The following is an 18521-nucleotide window of genomic DNA, read 5'->3' on the forward strand; positions in this document are numbered from 1 at the left end:
ACCAGTAGTTTCAAGGTCTTTTGACTTTAAGAGTCATATTTTACAAACAATAGTAAACAAAATGATTGACGATTTATGGAAACCTTGTTATGCTAGGAATGTAAGGAATTTGTCGAATAATGACGAAGATAATATTATTTTAAGAATAAGAACTTTTTGGGAGGAGAATGAAGATGAAATCTACAGGTATTGTACGTAAAGTTGACGAATTAGGGCGCGTGGTGATTCCAATCGAACTTCGCCGTACGCTAGGAATCGCTGAAAAAGACGCTTTGGAAATTTATGTTGATGATGAAAAAATTATCTTAAAAAAATATAAACCAAACATGACTTGCCAAGTAACAGGTGAAGTATCAGACGATAACCTTAAACTTGCTAATGGTAAATTAGTTCTTAGCCGTGAAGGTGCAGAGCAAATCATTAACGAAATCCAAAACCAACTTCAATCACAAAAATAAGGTTCATATAAAAAAGGTTCTTGCACCGTTTGCAAGAACCTTTCTTTATTGTTCAATATGATAAGCATCGTATATCGTGCGCTTTGGTACACCACGTTCGACAGCTGTACGTTTAATGGCTTCCTTCGACGTTAATCCTTCCTCTATGTAATGGATCACATGTTCTTTTTCAGATAAGGACGTCCACCAAGCTTCTTCATTCAGCTCTTCTTCAGCTTGATCATTTCCTTGTACCACAAGACAGAACTCACCTCGAATTTGATTCTCCGCAGCCCATGTCAGCACAGATTCTAAATCCCCACGAATAAACTCTTCGAATTTTTTCGTCAGTTCTCTCGTAATTGCGATGTTCCGATTCCCCCACACTTCCTTCATTAAAGTCAGCGTTTCTTTTAACCGATGGGGCGCTTCATAGAAAATGATCGTTTCTTGACGTTTCTTCAAGGCTTCAAGCTGCTTTTTCTTTTCTTTTTTCTGACGGTCGAGAAAACCATAAAAGAAAAATGGCTGAGGCGCGATTCCTGATGCAATGAGTGCTGTTAGTGCAGCATTTGCGCCAGGTAACGGAATGACATAGCCTCCGATGCTAGTAAAATCTCGAACCACTTCAGCCCCTGGATCTGAAATCGTTGGTAAACCGGCATCACTCACAAGTGCGATACTTTTCCCTTCTTTTAGCCATTCGATTAACTTGTGGCCGCTGCTGTCTTTGTTATGCTCATGATAACTGGTTAAGGGTGTATCAATTTCGTATACATGACAAAGCTTTTTCGTTTGCCTTGTATCTTCTGCTGCAATATAGTCTACATCTTTTAATGTTTGTATCGCTCGGAACGTCATATCTTCTAGATTTCCGATCGGGGTTGGGACAAGATAAAGAATACCCATGCCAGATTGACCATCAAAGCTTTTCTGTGTCTTTTTCATGTGCCGCCTCCTTTTCCATTCGCATTTCTTCTATATAAATATCTTTCTTTTTCCGCGTCCACGTTTTGAAACGATATTCTTGCTGCATGGCTTCTCTTTTGGTTGCAAAACATTCATGATAAAAAAGCTCAACCGGCCGTCTCGCTCTTGTATACTTTGCTCCCTTTCCACTATTATGGGTTATCAGTCTTTTTTGTAAATCATTTGTATAACCCGCATACAGGCTGCCATCTGCACATTTTAATACATAGAAATAATGATTATGCTTCTCCATACAGTATCGTCCTGATTTCATCTGTATACTCCTGATCTTCCCCATAAACAAAAAGAGGCGGGAGAATTTTCAGATCTGGTTTTCCATCTTTTATGCCCTCTACCAAGATAGTATTGGCTTCTTTCCCTTGTTTGGGATAAACAAATTGAATTCGTTTCGGCTCAATTCGGTATTTTTTCATTAATTCAACAATCTCAAGCAGCCGTCCTGGTCGATGAACCATCGCCAGTTTCCCCCCTTGCTTTAGCAGCGTGGAAGAAACACGAATAACATCTTCTAATGTACAATGAATTTCATGCCGGGCAATCGCCAAATATTCATTTTCATTGATTTCATCCTTAGAGGGTGTCTTAAAATATGGCGGGTTACATGTAATCACATCAACTTTATGGTTGCCGTAGCGTTCCGGCATATCATTCAAATCACCATGAATCAATTCAATCTGGTGCGCAAGTTGATTATACTCCACACTTCTTTTTGCCATATCAAACAGTCGTTCTTGAATTTCAACCCCCGTAATCGAGGCCCTAGATCGAGTTGAAAGCAGCAATGGCACGATGCCATTTCCGGTACAAAGATCAATGATCTCTCCTTTTTGGATTGGCACATACGCAAATTTAGCTAATAACACTGCGTCCAATGAAAAGGCAAACACAGTTTTACTTTGAATAATCTTCATATCTTCGGCGAGCAGGTAATCTAACCGTTCATCTTCTCTTAACGAAACCATGATGTATCCTTTCTTTTCCTGTGAAAAAGGCTCCCGATTCAGCGGAAGCCTTTTCTCATTTTTTATTTAAAAATGACAGACAGAACAAACAGTCTCCCTCTTTACGAATGCTCCCATAATGTACATTACAAATATGGAAGCCCTCCTGATATAACCGGGCCAGGTTATCATGACCTTCTCCTATATCAGAATGACTTGGCTTCTGGGCAGAATCATTCTCTGCCTCAGACGATTTGTCTCGATCGGACTGATCCAGACGTTCACGCAAGTGCTGATTCTCCATCTGCAGCTGATGATTTTCTTCAATCACTTCACCGATATGATTTTTCAAATCACCTAACTGGCGATAAAGAGAACCGATTTGCTCTTCTAAATTAATCACCGTATCAAATAGTTCCTTTTTATCCAAGGTGGCACACCTCGTTACTCAGTTGTTTGTGCAGATACAACGCCTTCTTGTAATAATTCTTCCCATGTATATTCTATCACTTTTTCTTGCCCGGTTAATTCGACTTGCAAAATTCGTTCTAAAATATTGAGCCCTACTACCTTTGCAGAGCCATTAGACGTCTGAATCGTTTCGCCGATATCCGGTAATTGTTCTTTCGCTGTTTCATACTCATCATTCTCATATTTCAAGCAGCACATCAAACGTCCGCATAGGCCTGAAATTTTTGTCGGATTTAACGACAAGTTTTGATCCTTTGCCATCTTAATCGACACTGGTTCAAAGTCTCCTAAGAATGTCGAACAGCAAAGCATTCGCCCGCAAGGACCAATGCCGCCAAGCATTTTTGCCTCGTCTCTTACACCAATCTGGCGAAGTTCAATTCTCGTTTTGAAGATTGATGCAAGATCCTTCACTAGCTCACGGAAATCAACTCTGCCATCTGCTGTGAAGTAGAAGATGACCTTGTTTCGGTCAAATGTAAATTCAACATCAACCAATTTCATTTCCAGCCCATGTTCACTTACTTTCTGAAGACATGTATCAAAGGCTGTCATCGCTGCTTCTTTGTTTTCCTCAACGATGAGCCGGTCACGTTCGTCTGCTACACGAATGACTTTACGCAGAGGGAGAACCACATCGTGTTCATCTACTTTTTTGTTGGCGATGACCACTTGTCCGTACTCAACCCCTCTAACCGTTTCTACAATGACACAACTATCATTTTCTATATGAAATCCATTAGGATCGAAATAATAGATTTTGCCCGCTTTTTTAAAGCGAACACCAATTACGTTGTACAAGCTTATCCCTCCTGCAACATCAACACCAATTGCTCCATCAGCCCTTGGGCATTCACGTTGGATTGAAGTCTCTTTTTCGCTTCTAATACAGCAAGGATCTGGCTGGTCACCATCTGCTGTGTGGAATGCAGCGCATGCTGCTTCATTGTCTGGAATAAGTCTTGATAAATGACTTTATCTTCATTTCCTATTTGAATCGACAATACATCACGATATATAAATAAAAGCATATCCAGACCTGTTTCTTGAAGGTCTTTCTCTTTGAAAAAAGGCATCCATTGATCCTGTATATAAAAAAATGCATGTTCTTTTCGCTGGTGTAAGACTTCATACAATTTTATCACTTTCGCTCTAGACTCTGCAAACTGATCATTTCGACTTAATTCGAGTGCTTCTGCTAAATTATTGGTTAAATTCGACAAAAGCCTTGCGAGATGCTGAGATACGCCTTCTTGTAAAAGCTGCTGCTCTAAGGATTGTGGCTGCAGCGGCTGAAAGCTGAGCATCTGACATCTTGAAATAATCGTATCCAGCATTTTATGCGATTGCTCAGTGATTAAAACCGCCATCGTTTCCCGATTAGGCTCCTCTAGGAACTTCAATAAACTGTTCGCGGCATTGACCGTCATTTTGTCCGCATGAAGAATAATATACATTTTTCGGTGAGATTCTACACCTGCTTTTGTAAATTCCTCTTGCAATGCCTGCACTTGCGCCTTCTTAATTGATTGGCCATCAGGCTGCACAAGATGTAAATCGGGATGGTTTCCTGATGCAATCCTTTTGCAGTTTTGACAGGATTCACATGGTTTTACTCCTGATTCCAAACAAAAAAAGCTCTTAGCCAAAAGCATCGCTGCATCCAGTTTTCCGGTTCCTTTTTTTCCTTCAAATAAGTAGGCATGCGCAAGTCGGTCTTTATCAATACTATTAAAAATCAGCCGCATGACGCGCGGCTGCAAATCATTCATGTCATCCCAGCTAATTGCCATGTTATCACTCTCTATGTGTAAAGGTTAATCAATAAACCTTTTATTTCTCCAATACGTTCAAGCAAATCAATAGATGGTTTCTCTTGATCCATCATTTCCTCGGTTAATTCAATCAGCTTTTCATCTAAGGCTTTGACCAAAGCAAGTGTACGTGTGTTGCCATAAATGTCAAAGCTCCTTGATGTTTCTATATTTAAACCATTATCGACTGTCTCTTTCACAAAGCGCTTCACCAGTCCTTTAAACCTAGCCAAATCCTTTAGGTTTCGTGACTTTGCGAGCTTTTTTCCGAACACTTCGATATCACTCAGCATGACCGTCAGCTGTTCTAAGCGCAGTTTGCCGCTTTGCGTCTCCATCGAAGCTTTAAAGGAGGCAGATGTCTGGCTTCCTTTCATCGCTTGAAGTTCACGCTTTTCTAAACGCAGCCGCATATCTTGATTAATTTTCACAGCAACCCATCCTTAAAATTGATGAAATTGTTCAACTGGCAGAATAAAAACAGTAGCTCCGCCAACTTCAACCTCAACAGGGTATGGTACGTATGAATCTGCATTTCCGCCCATTGGGGAGACAGGCGCGATCATTTGATCACGTTTACGGCAATTTTCTTTTATAAGCTGTAATGCTTTATCCACCCGGACATCATCACAACCAATAATAAAAGTCGTATTCCCAGACTTTAAAAACCCACCAGTTGAAGCTAATTTTGTCACGCCGAAATGATGTTCAGTCAATATTTTCAACAACTTGCTGCTATCTTGGTCCTGTACAACGGCAACAATTAATTTCATTTGATTGGCCTCCTTTATTTTAGGCACAGATGACATGCCGATGTCTTCCTCTATATTATAACAACGATTGGGAATTAGGTCATATTTGATTTTGCTTTAATGTGTCCTGAATCAATTGAAGGACTTCTTCATAGACATCCTGCATCGGCTGAGACGCATCCACTACACGGAATCGTTCTGGCGATTGTGCAATAAGCAGTTCATAGCCTTCTCTGACAAGCTGATGGAAATTCAGCGTCTCCATGTCTAATCGATTCTTTTCTCTTCCCTGGTTGGCATTAATTCGCTTTAGCCCTTCCTCAGGTGTAATTGAAAAATAAATGGTCATTTGCGGCATCGTGCCATTGATAGCAAAGTCGTTAATTGACTTTACTTCTTCAATCCCAAGCCCTCTCGCATAGCCTTGATAAGCAAGGGAGCTATCGACAAAACGATCACATAAAACTGTCTGCCCGCGCTGTAATGCCGGTTCTACCTTCTCAGCTAAATGCTGCCTTCTTGCGGCTGCATACAGCAAAGCTTCTGTTTTCGCATCCATTTTTGTGTTTTTTTCATTTAAAATGACTTCACGAATCTGCTCTGCTATGTCAATGCCGCCAGGCTCACGTGTCGCCATCACTGCATATCCTTGGCGTTCCATTTCTTCATACACTTTTCGAATCACTGTCGTTTTTCCGGCACCCTCTGGCCCTTCAAACGTAATAAACATACCGCTCATAGTGTCTCCTCTTCTATATAAACATATAATTTTCTCTGATGAATCACCTGACTGGCTTGAACATGAACCTGATGTCCAAGCAAACGGCTTAAAGCCGCAATCTGATCGATTTCAATACGCTCTCCCTTAACGATCAAAGGAATACCCGGTGGATATGGAATCACCGATTCTGCACTAACCCGTCCTGCTGCATGTTCAAATGGGACGGCTTCTATATCCTGTCTATGCTCCTCGTTGTCATCAGCCAGCGCCTCTCTTTGGAAATGATCTTTTCCTTTGAGCAATGAATTGCTTTGATTAAGGGCCTGCTCTATTCGTTTAAAAGGTATATCCTTCTTCTGTTCTAAACCAAAGACAAGTAAAACCTGATGTTCGTCGGCAAGCTCTGGGTGAACCTCCACTGATTCAAGTACTCGTTTTAGTTCATAACCAGTCAGCCCTTTTGTTGAACGAATCACACATTTTAATGGATCGTTAGAAAGCAATTCAGACTCGACCACTTCAAGCTGAGGTATACGGTTGAACTCATTTTTCAGCTCTGCCAGCCCTTTCATGATTCCATCCAAGATCCCTTTTTTCTTGATCTCCTCGACATAGGCCCTTGCCACATCTAATGTGGCCATAATTGGATAGGATGGAGAACTGCTTTGAAGCATCGTGAGGAATGTTTTCAAACGTTTTGCATCCATTCGCTCCCCCTGAAGATGAAGGTAGGATCCCATCGTCATAGCCGGAAGGGTTTTATGTGCTGATTGTACCACCACGTCAGCTCCATAGGAAAGAGCAGATGGAGGAAAAGCGCCGCCTAATACAAAATGTGCACCATGTGCCTCATCAACCAAAACGATCATGCCTGCTTCGTGGCACATGTGTATCAGTTTTGATAAATCAGCTGCATGACCATAGTAGTTCGGATAAGTCAAAACGATCGCCCGGCAATTAGGATGTTTGGCAATGGCTTTTTTGACTGTTTCATCCGTCACATGTGTTGGAACATGCAGGTGTTGATCTATCTCAGCTTCTACCATAATAGGCGTTGCTCCTGCAAGCTCAATCGCATGGTAAACAGACTTATGACAATTTCGCTGGACGAAAATCTCATCTTCCGCACGACAGGCTGCCATCACCATCGCTAAATTTCCGACAGTTGTCCCATTCACAAGAAAAAAGCTTTGATCTGAACCATATAGCTTTGCCAATAAATGTTCAGCCTCTTGAATCACACCAGTTGGATGATGGAGATCATCTAATCCTTCAAGTTCTGTTACATCCAGCTGAAGAATTGAGTCATAATAAGTCCGTGCCTCATCAAAAAAGACATCTCCATTGTGATGTCCTGGAACATGGAAAGAATAAGGTTTCTTTTCCGCATGTTGTGCTAATGCTGTATATAAAGGTGTTTTCAAACAAATCGACCCTTTTCACTTTAACGATATCTTATGTCTATTATAACGTTCATACAAGGGAACCGAAAGATGGATTCTCATTCCTTTATTGGCTGGTGATTCGCCAGCTGCTGTTCTGCCTCATACATGCTGTTTTTCAATTGGGCTCGCTCTTGGCTTCCATGCTCTGTCACCTGTAACGTTTCCTGTAAGGTTTCAGCTAATTGGCGTTGAACCTTTTTCAACGTATCTATAGGTGCAAAAGCTGCCTCTTCAAGAAGCTCCCCCTGCTGCTTTGATACCTTTTCATATGTTTTTTGGATTCGATTCTCAAGAGCTGAATTGGCACGCTGTTGAATATGCGTTAATGCAATCGACATTTGGTTGATCCATAGAGGAATAGATGCAGAAACTGTTGATTGAATGTGATTGGCCAATGTATGATTCGTATGCTGGATCATTCGAATTTGGGCATTACATTGCAACGCAATTTGCCGGCTTAGCAGCAAATCATATTTCCGTTCTTTCAACCTCTCCATATATTCTTCTGCATTGACTTCCTGACTCATCAATTGCTCCTCTATAGTCCGATTACCAATCTGCTCCGCTTCTGATATGATCTGCTTCTCTAAAGTGGTCATTTTCGCTTCAACTGCTGCAACCTGCAGCGTCATCTCTTGGAAAAAAGTTTGATTTTCTTCAAATAAACGCTCTAATAACATATGATCCGAAATTAATCCGCCTTTTGCGTAACGAAGCCTTGCTGATAATCTCTCGATCTGTGATTTTGCATGTTGAAAACGCGATATGATTTCCTGAGTAGAACGCTTCTCCCGCCGAAATAACTTCGAAAAAAAGCCCTGCTTCTTTGGCAGTAAGTCCTCCGGTTCTACTACATGCAGCTGGTGCAAAAAGGCCTCAAGCACGTCTCCTATTTGATCGATATCTTTTTTCTCAACATATTTCATCATTTGTTGTGATTGTTCCAATAATCGTTCCTGAACACGTGTACCATAGAAAAGCAGCTTTTGCGGATTGTCAGGGATCTGCTCAGCACGCTGTATGGCTTCTTGTTTCTCCTCATCAGATAAGGTATCAAACACCTGAAACTGAAGATCTGTAGTGGAAGCAGATGCTGTTGGGATGTGATCTTCTGGTTTCATTACGTTTGACTCCTTTCATTATTTCTTTATCATTTTATCTGCCACTTCAAGCTCAATATGAAGGGCTTCTATGTCTCTTCCTAATACTTGCTGCAAATCATTCGTCAATTGCTTTTGCAGTTCTGTCAGCGTCACTCGAGTTTGGCTTAGTGTCATTTCCAGCTCATGACTGCGATCAGGCTGATTATACAATAGTGCATATTTTTCAGTTAGTTCAACGACAGAATCCAAGCTTTCAAAATAAAAACGCTGTGCATCATAAAACCGGGTCGGCTCTTTTTTTGTAATCGTATAGATTCGTCGTGCAAGTCGGAGAATTTCATAATTATGTTTGATCGTCTGTACGTTCTTCACAGCAAATAAAGCCTTCTTTAAACGTACGAGCTTTTGTCCTGCTTCTTTTAAATGCTGTTTGATATATACATAATCACTACGAGACAGTCCGTGTTTCTTTAAAAACAACTGGAAAGCAACCCATCTGCTCCCTGCAAACATCACGCCCCACCCCATCATCGCATACAGTATCGATAATCCAACATGATGATGGAAAACCCCAATACTGACGGTTAAAATCACAAGCGAAAAAAAAGTAGAGAGGATGGCCCATATAAATGTATAAAAGATTGATTTCATGTTCATCGACTCCTATGAATAATCAGGCTCTCTGTTTATCTTATTATTAATTACGGATGATGTCCAAACTAAGTTCCAAAAAACAGGCCCAATCCTCCATAGCTCATAAAAAAAGACCATCTAATGGTCTATGAATACAAAGGCGGCGTATGAAGATTTTTTAGCTTTCTAACATAATCGGCATAGCTAGGATCCGAGGTCGATGTAGAAATTAACTTTCTCTCACATTCTCGGCACAAAAACTGATGATATAAATAAATTCCCTTTGTTTTTTTCTCTTCACAAATCAAACAAATCGCTTCTCGCTCTTTTTTGCTCATTGTGACACCTCCACTTATAGCTTCAGTATGCCCTAGCGCTTTCAATTGTATACAAAATTAAGAATGTTTTAGATGGTAGTTTAGTATATGTATCCATGTCAGATCGAGTGTTTGTTCCTTTTCTTAAAAAACAAAAAAGACCAGTTCCGACTGGAACTGATCCTTATAGAAGCTTGGCGGCGTCCTACTCTCACAGGGGGAAACCCCCAACTACCATCGGCGCTGAAGAGCTTAACTTCCGTGTTCGGTATGGGAACGGGTGTGACCTCTTCGCTATCGCCACCAAACCTGATGGAGAGAATGTTCTCTCAAAACTAGATAACAATGTTCATGTTTCACATTAGAATATAGGTTAAGTCCTCGATCTATTAGTATCTGTCAGCTCCACGTGTCACCACGCTTCCACCTCAGACCTATCAACCTGATCATCTTTCAGGGATCTTACTTCCTTGCGGAATGGGAAATCTCATCTTGAGGGGGGCTTCATGCTTAGATGCTTTCAGCACTTATCCCGTCCGCACATAGCTACCCAGCGATGCCCTTGGCAGAACAACTGGTACACCAGCGGTGCGTCCATCCCGGTCCTCTCGTACTAAGGACAGCTCCTCTCAAATTTCCTGCGCCCGCGACGGATAGGGACCGAACTGTCTCACGACGTTCTGAACCCAGCTCGCGTACCGCTTTAATGGGCGAACAGCCCAACCCTTGGGACCGACTACAGCCCCAGGATGCGATGAGCCGACATCGAGGTGCCAAACCTCCCCGTCGATGTGGACTCTTGGGGGAGATAAGCCTGTTATCCCCGGGGTAGCTTTTATCCGTTGAGCGATGGCCCTTCCATGCGGAACCACCGGATCACTAAGCCCGACTTTCGTCCCTGCTCGACTTGTAGGTCTCGCAGTCAAGCTCCCTTGTGCCTTTACACTCTGCGAATGATTTCCAACCATTCTGAGGGAACCTTTGGGCGCCTCCGTTACATTTTAGGAGGCGACCGCCCCAGTCAAACTGCCCACCTGACACTGTCTCCCTGCCCGATAAGGGCAGCGGGTTAGAAGGTCAATACAGCCAGGGTAGTATCCCACCGATGCCTCCACCGAAGCTAGCGCTCCGGTTTCCAAGGCTCCTACCTATCCTGTACAAGCTGTACCAACATTCAATATCAGGCTGCAGTAAAGCTCCACGGGGTCTTTCCGTCCTGTCGCGGGTAACCTGCATCTTCACAGGTACTATAATTTCACCGAGTCTCTCGTTGAGACAGTGCCCAGATCGTTGCGCCTTTCGTGCGGGTCGGAACTTACCCGACAAGGAATTTCGCTACCTTAGGACCGTTATAGTTACGGCCGCCGTTTACTGGGGCTTCAATTCGCACCTTCGCTTACGCTAAGCGCTCCTCTTAACCTTCCAGCACCGGGCAGGCGTCAGCCCCTATACTTCGCCTTACGGCTTCGCAGAGACCTGTGTTTTTGCTAAACAGTCGCCTGGGCCTATTCACTGCGGCTTCTCGGGGCTTTAACACCCTAAGAAGCACCCCTTCTCCCGAAGTTACGGGGTCATTTTGCCGAGTTCCTTAACGAGAGTTCTCTCGATCACCTTAGGATTCTCTCCTCGCCTACCTGTGTCGGTTTGCGGTACGGGCACCTCTCACCTCGCTAGAGGCTTTTCTTGGCAGTGTGGAATCAGGAACTTCGCTACTAAATTTCGCTCGCCATCACAGCTCAGCCTTTACGGGAAACGGATTTGCCTATTTCCCAGCCTAACTGCTTGGACGCGGATATCCAATACCGCGCTTACCCTATCCTCCTGCGTCCCCCCATTGCTCAAATGGTGAGGAGGTGGTACAGGAATATCAACCTGTTGTCCATCGCCTACGCCTTTCGGCCTCGGCTTAGGTCCCGACTAACCCTGAGCGGACGAGCCTTCCTCAGGAAACCTTAGGCATTCGGTGGACGGGATTCTCACCCGTCTTTCGCTACTCATACCGGCATTCTCACTTCTAAGCGCTCCACCAGTCCTTCCGGTCTGGCTTCACAGCCCTTAGAACGCTCTCCTACCACTGTTCGTAAGAACAGTCCGCAGCTTCGGTGATACGTTTAGCCCCGGTACATTTTCGGCGCAGAGTCACTCGACCAGTGAGCTATTACGCACTCTTTAAATGGTGGCTGCTTCTAAGCCAACATCCTGGTTGTCTAAGCAACTCCACATCCTTTTCCACTTAACGTATACTTTGGGACCTTAGCTGGCGGTCTGGGCTGTTTCCCTTTCGACTACGGATCTTATCACTCGCAGTCTGACTCCCAAGGATAAGTCATCGGCATTCGGAGTTTGACTGAATTCGGTAACCCGGTAGGGGCCCCTAGTCCAATCAGTGCTCTACCTCCGAGACTCTTACCTTGAGGCTAGCCCTAAAGCTATTTCGGAGAGAACCAGCTATCTCCAGGTTCGATTGGCATTTCACCCCTACCCACACCTCATCCCCGCACTTTTCAACGTGCGTGGGTTCGGGCCTCCATTCAGTGTTACCTGAACTTCACCCTGGACATGGGTAGATCACCTGGTTTCGGGTCTACGACCACGTACTCATGCGCCCTATTCAGACTCGCTTTCGCTGCGGCTCCGCATCTTCTGCTTAACCTTGCACGGGATCGTAACTCGCCGGTTCATTCTACAAAAGGCACGCCATCACCCGTTAACGGGCTCTGACTACTTGTAGGCACACGGTTTCAGGATCTATTTCACTCCCCTTCCGGGGTGCTTTTCACCTTTCCCTCACGGTACTGGTTCACTATCGGTCACTAGGGAGTATTTAGCCTTGGGAGATGGTCCTCCCGGATTCCGACGGAATTTCACGTGTTCCGCCGTACTCAGGATCCACTCTGGAGAGAACAACATTTCAGTTACAGGGCTGTTACCTTCTTTGGCGGGCCTTTCCAGACCTCTTCGCTTATATCATTCCTTTGTAACTCCGTATAGAGTGTCCTACAACCCCAAGAGGCAAGCCTCTTGGTTTGGGCTGTTCCCGTTTCGCTCGCCGCTACTCAGGGAATCGCATTTGCTTTCTCTTCCTCCGGGTACTTAGATGTTTCAGTTCCCCGGGTATGCCTTCTCATACTCTATGTATTCAAGTATGGATACTACTCCATTACGAGCAGTGGGTTTCCCCATTCGGAAATCTCCGGATCAAAGCTTGCTTACAGCTCCCCGAAGCATATCGGTGTTCGTCCCGTCCTTCATCGGCTCCTAGTGCCAAGGCATCCACCGTGCGCCCTTTCTAACTTAACCATTTCTTACTTTAGAAAGAATCACTATGTGTGATGAACTTTGCATTGCATTCAATGTGAATGTATTACTTATTGTTATCTAGTTTTCAAAGAACACGTTGGTGGAGCCTAGCGGGATCGAACCGCTGACCTCCTGCGTGCAAGGCAGGCGCTCTCCCAGCTGAGCTAAGGCCCCAATTTAATAGAAGATGGTGGGCCTGAGTGGACTCGAACCACCGACCTCACGCTTATCAGGCGTGCGCTCTAACCAGCTGAGCTACAGGCCCATCTTTCATATCGAAGATATGATGTTGTAGGATCTTTTGCAAGTTCCTTCAAAACTAAACAAGACGAAAACGTACGCTGCTCCATATATCCTTAGAAAGGAGGTGATCCAGCCGCACCTTCCGATACGGCTACCTTGTTACGACTTCACCCCAATCATCTGCCCCACCTTCGGCGGCTGGCTCCATAAAGGTTACCTCACCGACTTCGGGTGTTGCAAACTCTCGTGGTGTGACGGGCGGTGTGTACAAGGCCCGGGAACGTATTCACCGCGGCATGCTGATCCGCGATTACTAGCGATTCCAGCTTCACGCAGTCGAGTTGCAGACTGCGATCCGAACTGAGAACAGATTTATGGGATTGGCTAAACCTTGCGGTCTTGCAGCCCTTTGTTCTGTCCATTGTAGCACGTGTGTAGCCCAGGTCATAAGGGGCATGATGATTTGACGTCATCCCCACCTTCCTCCGGTTTGTCACCGGCAGTCACCTTAGAGTGCCCAACTAAATGCTGGCAACTAAGATCAAGGGTTGCGCTCGTTGCGGGACTTAACCCAACATCTCACGACACGAGCTGACGACAACCATGCACCACCTGTCACTCTGTCCCCGAAGGGAAAGCCCTATCTCTAGGGTTGTCAGAGGATGTCAAGACCTGGTAAGGTTCTTCGCGTTGCTTCGAATTAAACCACATGCTCCACCGCTTGTGCGGGCCCCCGTCAATTCCTTTGAGTTTCAGTCTTGCGACCGTACTCCCCAGGCGGAGTGCTTAATGCGTTAGCTGCAGCACTAAGGGGCGGAAACCCCCTAACACTTAGCACTCATCGTTTACGGCGTGGACTACCAGGGTATCTAATCCTGTTCGCTCCCCACGCTTTCGCTCCTCAGCGTCAGTTACAGACCAGAGAGTCGCCTTCGCCACTGGTGTTCCTCCACATCTCTACGCATTTCACCGCTACACGTGGAATTCCACTCTCCTCTTCTGCACTCAAGTTTCCCAGTTTCCAATGACCCTCCCCGGTTGAGCCGGGGGCTTTCACATCAGACTTAAGAAACCGCCTGCGAGCCCTTTACGCCCAATAATTCCGGACAACGCTTGCCACCTACGTATTACCGCGGCTGCTGGCACGTAGTTAGCCGTGGCTTTCTGGTTAGGTACCGTCAAGGTGCGAGCAGTTACTCTCGCACTTGTTCTTCCCTAACAACAGAGCTTTACGATCCGAAAACCTTCATCACTCACGCGGCGTTGCTCCGTCAGACTTTCGTCCATTGCGGAAGATTCCCTACTGCTGCCTCCCGTAGGAGTCTGGGCCGTGTCTCAGTCCCAGTGTGGCCGATCACCCTCTCAGGTCGGCTACGCATCGTCGCCTTGGTGAGCCATTACCCCACCAACTAGCTAATGCGCCGCGGGTCCATCTGTAAGTGACAGCCGAAACCGTCTTTCATCCTTGAACCATGCGGTTCAAGGAACTATCCGGTATTAGCTCCGGTTTCCCGGAGTTATCCCAGTCTTACAGGCAGGTTACCCACGTGTTACTCACCCGTCCGCCGCTAACATCCGGGAGCAAGCTCCCTTCTGTCCGCTCGACTTGCATGTATTAGGCACGCCGCCAGCGTTCGTCCTGAGCCAGGATCAAACTCTCCGAAAAAGTACAAAACCGAAGTTTTGCTTTTCGCCAGTTTGACTGACTACCTATGAAGTATCATAGGATTTTTTATAAAAACTCGAATTAACAGGTACGTTTTGTCTTGTTTAGTTTTCAAAGAACTTGTTTACCGCTTCAGAAGCGACTAGAACATCTTATCACATCCAAGTTGTTAGTGTCAACAACTTTTTTGTTATTATGTTTTTTCGTTTCTTCGTCATCAGCGACGTATATTAATTTACCACCCTATCGAATCAAAGTCAATAATATTTTTCATTAAATAATAAACTTTTCAATAACGATTAAAGCTGCTACGCCCGGAATACCCAATAAACCACTAATTCCACTCGTTACAGGGTTAATAGAGACATGTAATCCTAGACTCTCGCCAAATAGGTTGAGGCAAAATAAAAAAAGAGCGCCTGCTATAAACTTCACTCCGATAAGCCCTAACCATTTGAATGGATTCGCCTGCACACCTGACATAAACAACAATAGCACAGCTAGCAAAATTGACCCGATCACAATAACAGGTTCCATAATCCTCTCATCTCCTCTTCATATGAATAGTACAAGCATATGAGAGGACTATGTATAATAGACCTGCTATTTCCAGTTGTTTAAACGTAAATTCCTCTTTTTCGCTTCTCTCAGATAGAAAAAGTACTTCGCTTGAGCAAGCTTTAATTCGAATAGAATGTCCGGTGAAGGCTCAACGCTATTTGCGACAAGCTTTTTTTGTCTGTTCCATTCTTCCTTTTGCTTAAAAAGCTGTTGAATTAATTTCTCATCGAATTCTTTTCGAATTGATTTTCTGCGAAGAAAACCCATGTACCGTACTTCTCCTTCCTACATCTCACGTCTGCCTTCTAGAGCCTTAGACAGTGTAACTTCATCCGCATACTCTAAATCCCCGCCTACTGGAAGTCCGTGAGCAATGCGAGAGAGTTTAATTCCTGATGGTTTTAACAATCTGGAGATATACATGGCTGTTGCTTCTCCTTCAATGTTTGGATTGGTTGCAAGGATCACCTCTGTCACTTGATCGTCTTGCAATCTTTTTAATAGGTCAGGAATTTTAATATCCTCTGGTCCAATTCCGTCCATTGGCGAAATGGCACCATGAAGCACATGATATAAGCCGTTGTATTCTTTCATTTTTTCCATTGCGATTACATCTTTTGGATCCTGCACTACACAGATAACAGATTGATCTCTTCTTGTATCTTCACAAATATAGCAAGGATCTTGGTCTGTGATATGACCGCATACCGAACAATAAGTTAAATTACGCTTTGCATTTACAAGCGCCTTCGCAAAATCTAGTACGACATCTTCCTGCATACTAAGAACAAAAAAAGCCAGACGGACCGCAGTTTTCGGTCCGATTCCTGGCAATTTCATAAAGCTGTCAATCAGCTTTGATATTGGTTCAGGATATTGCATCTTCAGTTATTCCTCCTAGAATAAACCTGGCATGTTCATTCCTTTTGTGAATTGACCCATCGTTTCATTCGTTAGCTCATCGACTTTTTTCAATGCATCGTTTGTCGCAGCAAGTACAAGATCTTGAAGCATATCAATATCTTCTGGATCAACAACTTCTTCATTAATTGCTACATCAACGACTTCTTTTTGTCCATTTACTTTGACAGTGACCATACCGCCACCAGCTGTACCTTCAAGAACTTTTTCTGCAAGCTCTTCTTGAGCCTTCGCCATATCCTTTTGCATTTTTTGCATTTGTTTCATCATTTTTTGCATGTTTCCCATTCCACCGCGCATATGAACACCACTCTCTTTCATTTTTATTAATCTTTAATTTCAATTAAATCAGTTCCTACTAATTTTTTTGCTTCCGCAATCAATGGATCCTCTTCAGTAGAAGTTCCCTGACCATCCGCTTGTTCATCCGGCTGATGATCTCTTAAAAATTCTTCTCTTATTTTACCCCATTGAGCGTCAGGAACGCCAACTAATTCCACTCTTTTTCCTAACATAGACTCTAGCAGTTGTTCAAGATTGGTCCGAACACCGCTTTTATCTTCAGCAACCATTTTACAATGTATTTCAAATTTGAATTTTAAAACAAAGGCATGCGAAGCAGCCGCAACTGGCTCACTGTCCGTTAATAACGCAGCGTGAGACACCTTATTCTGCTGTTTCAACTGGGCAAGGAGCTCTCCCCATTTGCCTTTAATTTTTTCTAACTCAGGCCGTTTCGCTTCTTTTAGAATCTCATGAATTCGGCCGACAGGAGCACGATAGCCATTTTTGTTACTCGTTTGTGGTCGAGGCGCTTCCTTTTTTTCTTGAGGGCTATGAGATGGAGACATTGGTACACCTTCGGCTCTTAGCCTTGATAGTTCCTGTTCCAGCCTGTTTATTTTATCTGTTAGCGCCGTTAAATCAGCGTCAGCATGGCCTTGTGTCAATCCTGCTGTTGACTGACACAGCTTTACAACAGCTACCTCAAAGAAAATCCTTGGATGATTTGTCCATTTCATTTCTTGGTGGCTTTTATTCAGGACTTCAATGGTTTCATACAGAAACTGAGGTGTCACACGATCTGACAGCGCCACGAAACTTTCGTCGACCTTTACCTTTTCAAGGACCCCCTCGAGATCTGGTGCCGTTTTATAAAGCAGCATATCTCTAAAGTAAAAAATCATATCCTCTATTAATTTAGCAGCATCTTTCCCCTGCTGGAGCAATTCATTTAATGTATCTAACGCTGCGGCAATATTTTGATCAAAAATTGCTTCAGCAAGCTGACTAATGAAATGCTGAGATACAGCACCTGTAATGAGCAGCGCATCATCAATTGTCAATTGTTCACCACTAAATGAGATCGCTTGATCCAAGAGACTTAGTGCATCACGCATACCGCCATCAGCTGCACTAGCAATAATCTCGAGCGAACCCTCCTGTACGTCAAGGCCTTCTGCATCTACAATTTTCTCCATTCTTCCAACAATATCTTTGGTCGTGATTCGTTTAAAATCAAATCGCTGACAACGAGATATGATGGTAAGAGGAATCTTATGGGGCTCTGTGGTAGCCAAAATAAAGATACAATGAGCAGGCGGTTCTTCCAGCGTTTTAAGGAGAGCATTAAATGCACCGATAGAGAGCATATGTACTTCATCTATAATATAAACCTTATATGTAACCGCCGAAGGAGCAAATTTCACTTTATCACGTATATCCCGGATTTCATCTACCCCGTTATTCGAGGCAGCATCTATTTCAATCACGTCTGAAATTGAACCGTTTGTAATCCCTTTACAGGCATCACATTCATTACACGGCTCGCTAACAGGTGACTTTTCACAGTTCACTGCCTTAGCAAAGATTTTGGCAGCACTTGTTTTACCTGTTCCTCTAGGACCTGAAAATAAGTAAGCATGAGAAAACTTTTTCTGCAAAAGGGCATTTTGCAACGTTTTTGTGATGTGTTCTTGTCCAACAACATCCTCAAAAACTTGAGGTCTGAACACTCGATATAAAGCTTGATAACTCACAAATACGCCCTCCTCCATTTATCATCCTTTTCATTATACATGATGCACCGATCAATTCAAAAGCACACCTTTATTTTCTAATATGCCAAAAAGATGATTTCAACTAGAGATTTTCTACTTTCTATGTATTAAAAACGTATTTTCTAGCTTTGTAAAAAGACCTGAAA

Annotated in this window: 19 protein-coding genes, 2 tRNA genes and 3 rRNA genes; 1 reads left to right on the top strand and 23 read right to left on the bottom strand. The window is 43.8% G+C overall.

Going from position 1 to position 18521, the window contains the following annotated elements:
• Positions 1-167: 167 nt before the first annotated feature.
• On the top strand, positions 168-458 hold the full coding sequence (locus M1D84_RS18825; RefSeq protein WP_087975202.1) for an AbrB/MazE/SpoVT family DNA-binding domain-containing protein: 291 nt from the start codon (positions 168-170) through the stop codon (positions 456-458).
• Positions 459-503: 45 nt separating this feature from the next.
• Here the strand turns inward: M1D84_RS18825 and rsmI are convergent, their stop codons facing one another.
• The 23 genes from rsmI to dnaX form a co-directional block, all read right to left on the bottom strand.
• Complete coding sequence (rsmI, locus tag M1D84_RS18830; protein ID WP_024425632.1) at positions 504-1385, bottom strand: 16S rRNA (cytidine(1402)-2'-O)-methyltransferase; 882 nt, start codon at positions 1383-1385, stop codon at positions 504-506.
• Positions 1360-1659: a GIY-YIG nuclease family protein gene (locus M1D84_RS18835; protein ID WP_024425631.1), complete on the bottom strand. Its 300-nt coding sequence runs from the start codon at positions 1657-1659 to the stop codon at positions 1360-1362. The genes rsmI and M1D84_RS18835 overlap by 26 nt, the downstream gene beginning before the upstream one ends.
• Positions 1646-2389 (bottom strand): tRNA1(Val) (adenine(37)-N6)-methyltransferase, encoded by a 744-nt coding sequence (locus tag M1D84_RS18840; RefSeq protein ID WP_411265140.1) that lies wholly within the window; start codon positions 2387-2389, stop codon positions 1646-1648. Before M1D84_RS18840 ends, M1D84_RS18835 begins: the two co-directional genes overlap by 14 nt.
• Before the next feature lie 55 nt (positions 2390-2444).
• The gene (gene yabA, locus M1D84_RS18845) at positions 2445-2798 is read right to left on the bottom strand and encodes a DNA replication initiation control protein YabA (RefSeq protein WP_024425629.1); all 354 of its coding nucleotides are present in this window, start codon (positions 2796-2798) and stop codon (positions 2445-2447) included.
• 14 nt (positions 2799-2812) lie between these two features.
• On the bottom strand, positions 2813-3640 hold the full coding sequence (locus tag M1D84_RS18850; protein WP_024425628.1) for a PSP1 domain-containing protein: 828 nt from the start codon (positions 3638-3640) through the stop codon (positions 2813-2815).
• A 2-nt stretch (positions 3641-3642) separates the two neighbouring features.
• Complete coding sequence (gene holB, locus M1D84_RS18855) at positions 3643-4632, bottom strand: DNA polymerase III subunit delta' (RefSeq protein ID WP_024425627.1); 990 nt, start codon at positions 4630-4632, stop codon at positions 3643-3645.
• Positions 4633-4643: 11 nt separating this feature from the next.
• Positions 4644-5084 carry a YaaR family protein gene (locus M1D84_RS18860; protein WP_024425626.1) on the bottom strand — a complete coding sequence of 147 codons (441 nt, stop codon included), beginning with the start codon at positions 5082-5084 and terminating at the stop codon, positions 4644-4646.
• 12 nt (positions 5085-5096) lie between these two features.
• Positions 5097-5426: a cyclic-di-AMP receptor gene (locus tag M1D84_RS18865; RefSeq protein ID WP_024425625.1), complete on the bottom strand. Its 330-nt coding sequence runs from the start codon at positions 5424-5426 to the stop codon at positions 5097-5099.
• A 79-nt stretch (positions 5427-5505) separates the two neighbouring features.
• On the bottom strand, positions 5506-6144 hold the full coding sequence (tmk, locus tag M1D84_RS18870) for a dTMP kinase (protein ID WP_024425624.1): 639 nt from the start codon (positions 6142-6144) through the stop codon (positions 5506-5508).
• Positions 6141-7550, bottom strand: coding sequence for an aminotransferase class I/II-fold pyridoxal phosphate-dependent enzyme (locus tag M1D84_RS18875; RefSeq protein ID WP_024425623.1), 1410 nt, complete (start codon positions 7548-7550; stop codon positions 6141-6143). Before M1D84_RS18875 ends, tmk begins: the two co-directional genes overlap by 4 nt.
• Positions 7551-7627: 77 nt before the next feature.
• A complete protein-coding gene (locus M1D84_RS18880; RefSeq protein WP_024425622.1) occupies positions 7628-8692 on the bottom strand; it encodes a toxic anion resistance protein in 1065 nt (354 codons plus the stop codon).
• Between the two features lie 18 nt (positions 8693-8710).
• Positions 8711-9325, bottom strand: coding sequence for a 5-bromo-4-chloroindolyl phosphate hydrolysis family protein (locus M1D84_RS18885; RefSeq protein WP_024425621.1), 615 nt, complete (start codon positions 9323-9325; stop codon positions 8711-8713).
• A gap of 128 nt (positions 9326-9453) precedes the next feature.
• The gene (locus M1D84_RS18890; RefSeq protein WP_024425620.1) at positions 9454-9645 is read right to left on the bottom strand and encodes a sigma factor G inhibitor Gin; all 192 of its coding nucleotides are present in this window, start codon (positions 9643-9645) and stop codon (positions 9454-9456) included.
• Positions 9646-9816: 171 nt separating this feature from the next.
• Positions 9817-9932, bottom strand: a 5S ribosomal RNA gene (gene rrf / locus M1D84_RS18895).
• A gap of 61 nt (positions 9933-9993) precedes the next feature.
• Positions 9994-12924, bottom strand: a 23S ribosomal RNA gene (locus M1D84_RS18900).
• Between the two features lie 98 nt (positions 12925-13022).
• Positions 13023-13098, bottom strand: a tRNA-Ala gene (locus M1D84_RS18905).
• 14 nt (positions 13099-13112) lie between these two features.
• Positions 13113-13189: transfer RNA gene (locus M1D84_RS18910), tRNA-Ile, on the bottom strand.
• A 95-nt stretch (positions 13190-13284) separates the two neighbouring features.
• Positions 13285-14833: ribosomal RNA gene (locus M1D84_RS18915) — 16S ribosomal RNA — on the bottom strand.
• The 16S, 23S and 5S rRNA genes sit together here with 2 tRNA genes alongside, the layout of an rRNA operon.
• 273 nt (positions 14834-15106) lie before the next feature.
• On the bottom strand, positions 15107-15370 hold the full coding sequence (locus M1D84_RS18920) for a pro-sigmaK processing inhibitor BofA family protein (protein ID WP_024425765.1): 264 nt from the start codon (positions 15368-15370) through the stop codon (positions 15107-15109).
• Positions 15371-15436: 66 nt separating this feature from the next.
• Positions 15437-15661, bottom strand: a complete 225-nt coding sequence (locus tag M1D84_RS18925; RefSeq protein WP_024425764.1) for a YaaL family protein — start codon at positions 15659-15661, stop codon at positions 15437-15439.
• A gap of 18 nt (positions 15662-15679) precedes the next feature.
• Entirely contained in the window at positions 15680-16276 is a 597-nt protein-coding gene (recR, locus tag M1D84_RS18930; RefSeq protein ID WP_003218094.1) for a recombination protein RecR, read from the bottom strand.
• A gap of 15 nt (positions 16277-16291) precedes the next feature.
• The gene (locus tag M1D84_RS18935; protein ID WP_008342011.1) at positions 16292-16615 is read right to left on the bottom strand and encodes a YbaB/EbfC family nucleoid-associated protein; all 324 of its coding nucleotides are present in this window, start codon (positions 16613-16615) and stop codon (positions 16292-16294) included.
• A gap of 26 nt (positions 16616-16641) precedes the next feature.
• Positions 16642-18354: a DNA polymerase III subunit gamma/tau gene (gene dnaX, locus M1D84_RS18940; RefSeq protein ID WP_024425763.1), complete on the bottom strand. Its 1713-nt coding sequence runs from the start codon at positions 18352-18354 to the stop codon at positions 16642-16644.
• Positions 18355-18521: the final 167 nt, after the last annotated feature.

The organism is Bacillus sp. PK5-006 (assembly GCF_054161415.1).

Coding starts and splice junctions, on each gene's coding strand:
- M1D84_RS18825 (WP_087975202.1), top strand. CDS start 168: ATGAAGATGAAATCTACAGGTATTGTACGTAAAGTTGACGAATTAGGG.
- rsmI (WP_024425632.1), bottom strand. CDS start 1,385: ATGAAAAAGACACAGAAAAGCTTTGATGGTCAATCTGGCATGGGTATT.
- M1D84_RS18835 (WP_024425631.1), bottom strand. CDS start 1,659: ATGGAGAAGCATAATCATTATTTCTATGTATTAAAATGTGCAGATGGC.
- M1D84_RS18840 (WP_411265140.1), bottom strand. CDS start 2,389: ATGGTTTCGTTAAGAGAAGATGAACGGTTAGATTACCTGCTCGCCGAA.
- holB (WP_024425627.1), bottom strand. CDS start 4,632: ATGGCAATTAGCTGGGATGACATGAATGATTTGCAGCCGCGCGTCATG.
- M1D84_RS18865 (WP_024425625.1), bottom strand. CDS start 5,426: ATGAAATTAATTGTTGCCGTTGTACAGGACCAAGATAGCAGCAAGTTG.
- tmk (WP_024425624.1), bottom strand. CDS start 6,144: ATGAGCGGTATGTTTATTACGTTTGAAGGGCCAGAGGGTGCCGGAAAA.
- M1D84_RS18880 (WP_024425622.1), bottom strand. CDS start 8,692: ATGAAACCAGAAGATCACATCCCAACAGCATCTGCTTCCACTACAGAT.
- M1D84_RS18885 (WP_024425621.1), bottom strand. CDS start 9,325: ATGAAATCAATCTTTTATACATTTATATGGGCCATCCTCTCTACTTTT.
- M1D84_RS18890 (WP_024425620.1), bottom strand. CDS start 9,645: ATGAGCAAAAAAGAGCGAGAAGCGATTTGTTTGATTTGTGAAGAGAAA.
- M1D84_RS18920 (WP_024425765.1), bottom strand. CDS start 15,370: ATGGAACCTGTTATTGTGATCGGGTCAATTTTGCTAGCTGTGCTATTG.
- M1D84_RS18925 (WP_024425764.1), bottom strand. CDS start 15,661: ATGGGTTTTCTTCGCAGAAAATCAATTCGAAAAGAATTCGATGAGAAA.
- recR (WP_003218094.1), bottom strand. CDS start 16,276: ATGCAATATCCTGAACCAATATCAAAGCTGATTGACAGCTTTATGAAA.
- M1D84_RS18935 (WP_008342011.1), bottom strand. CDS start 16,615: ATGCGCGGTGGAATGGGAAACATGCAAAAAATGATGAAACAAATGCAA.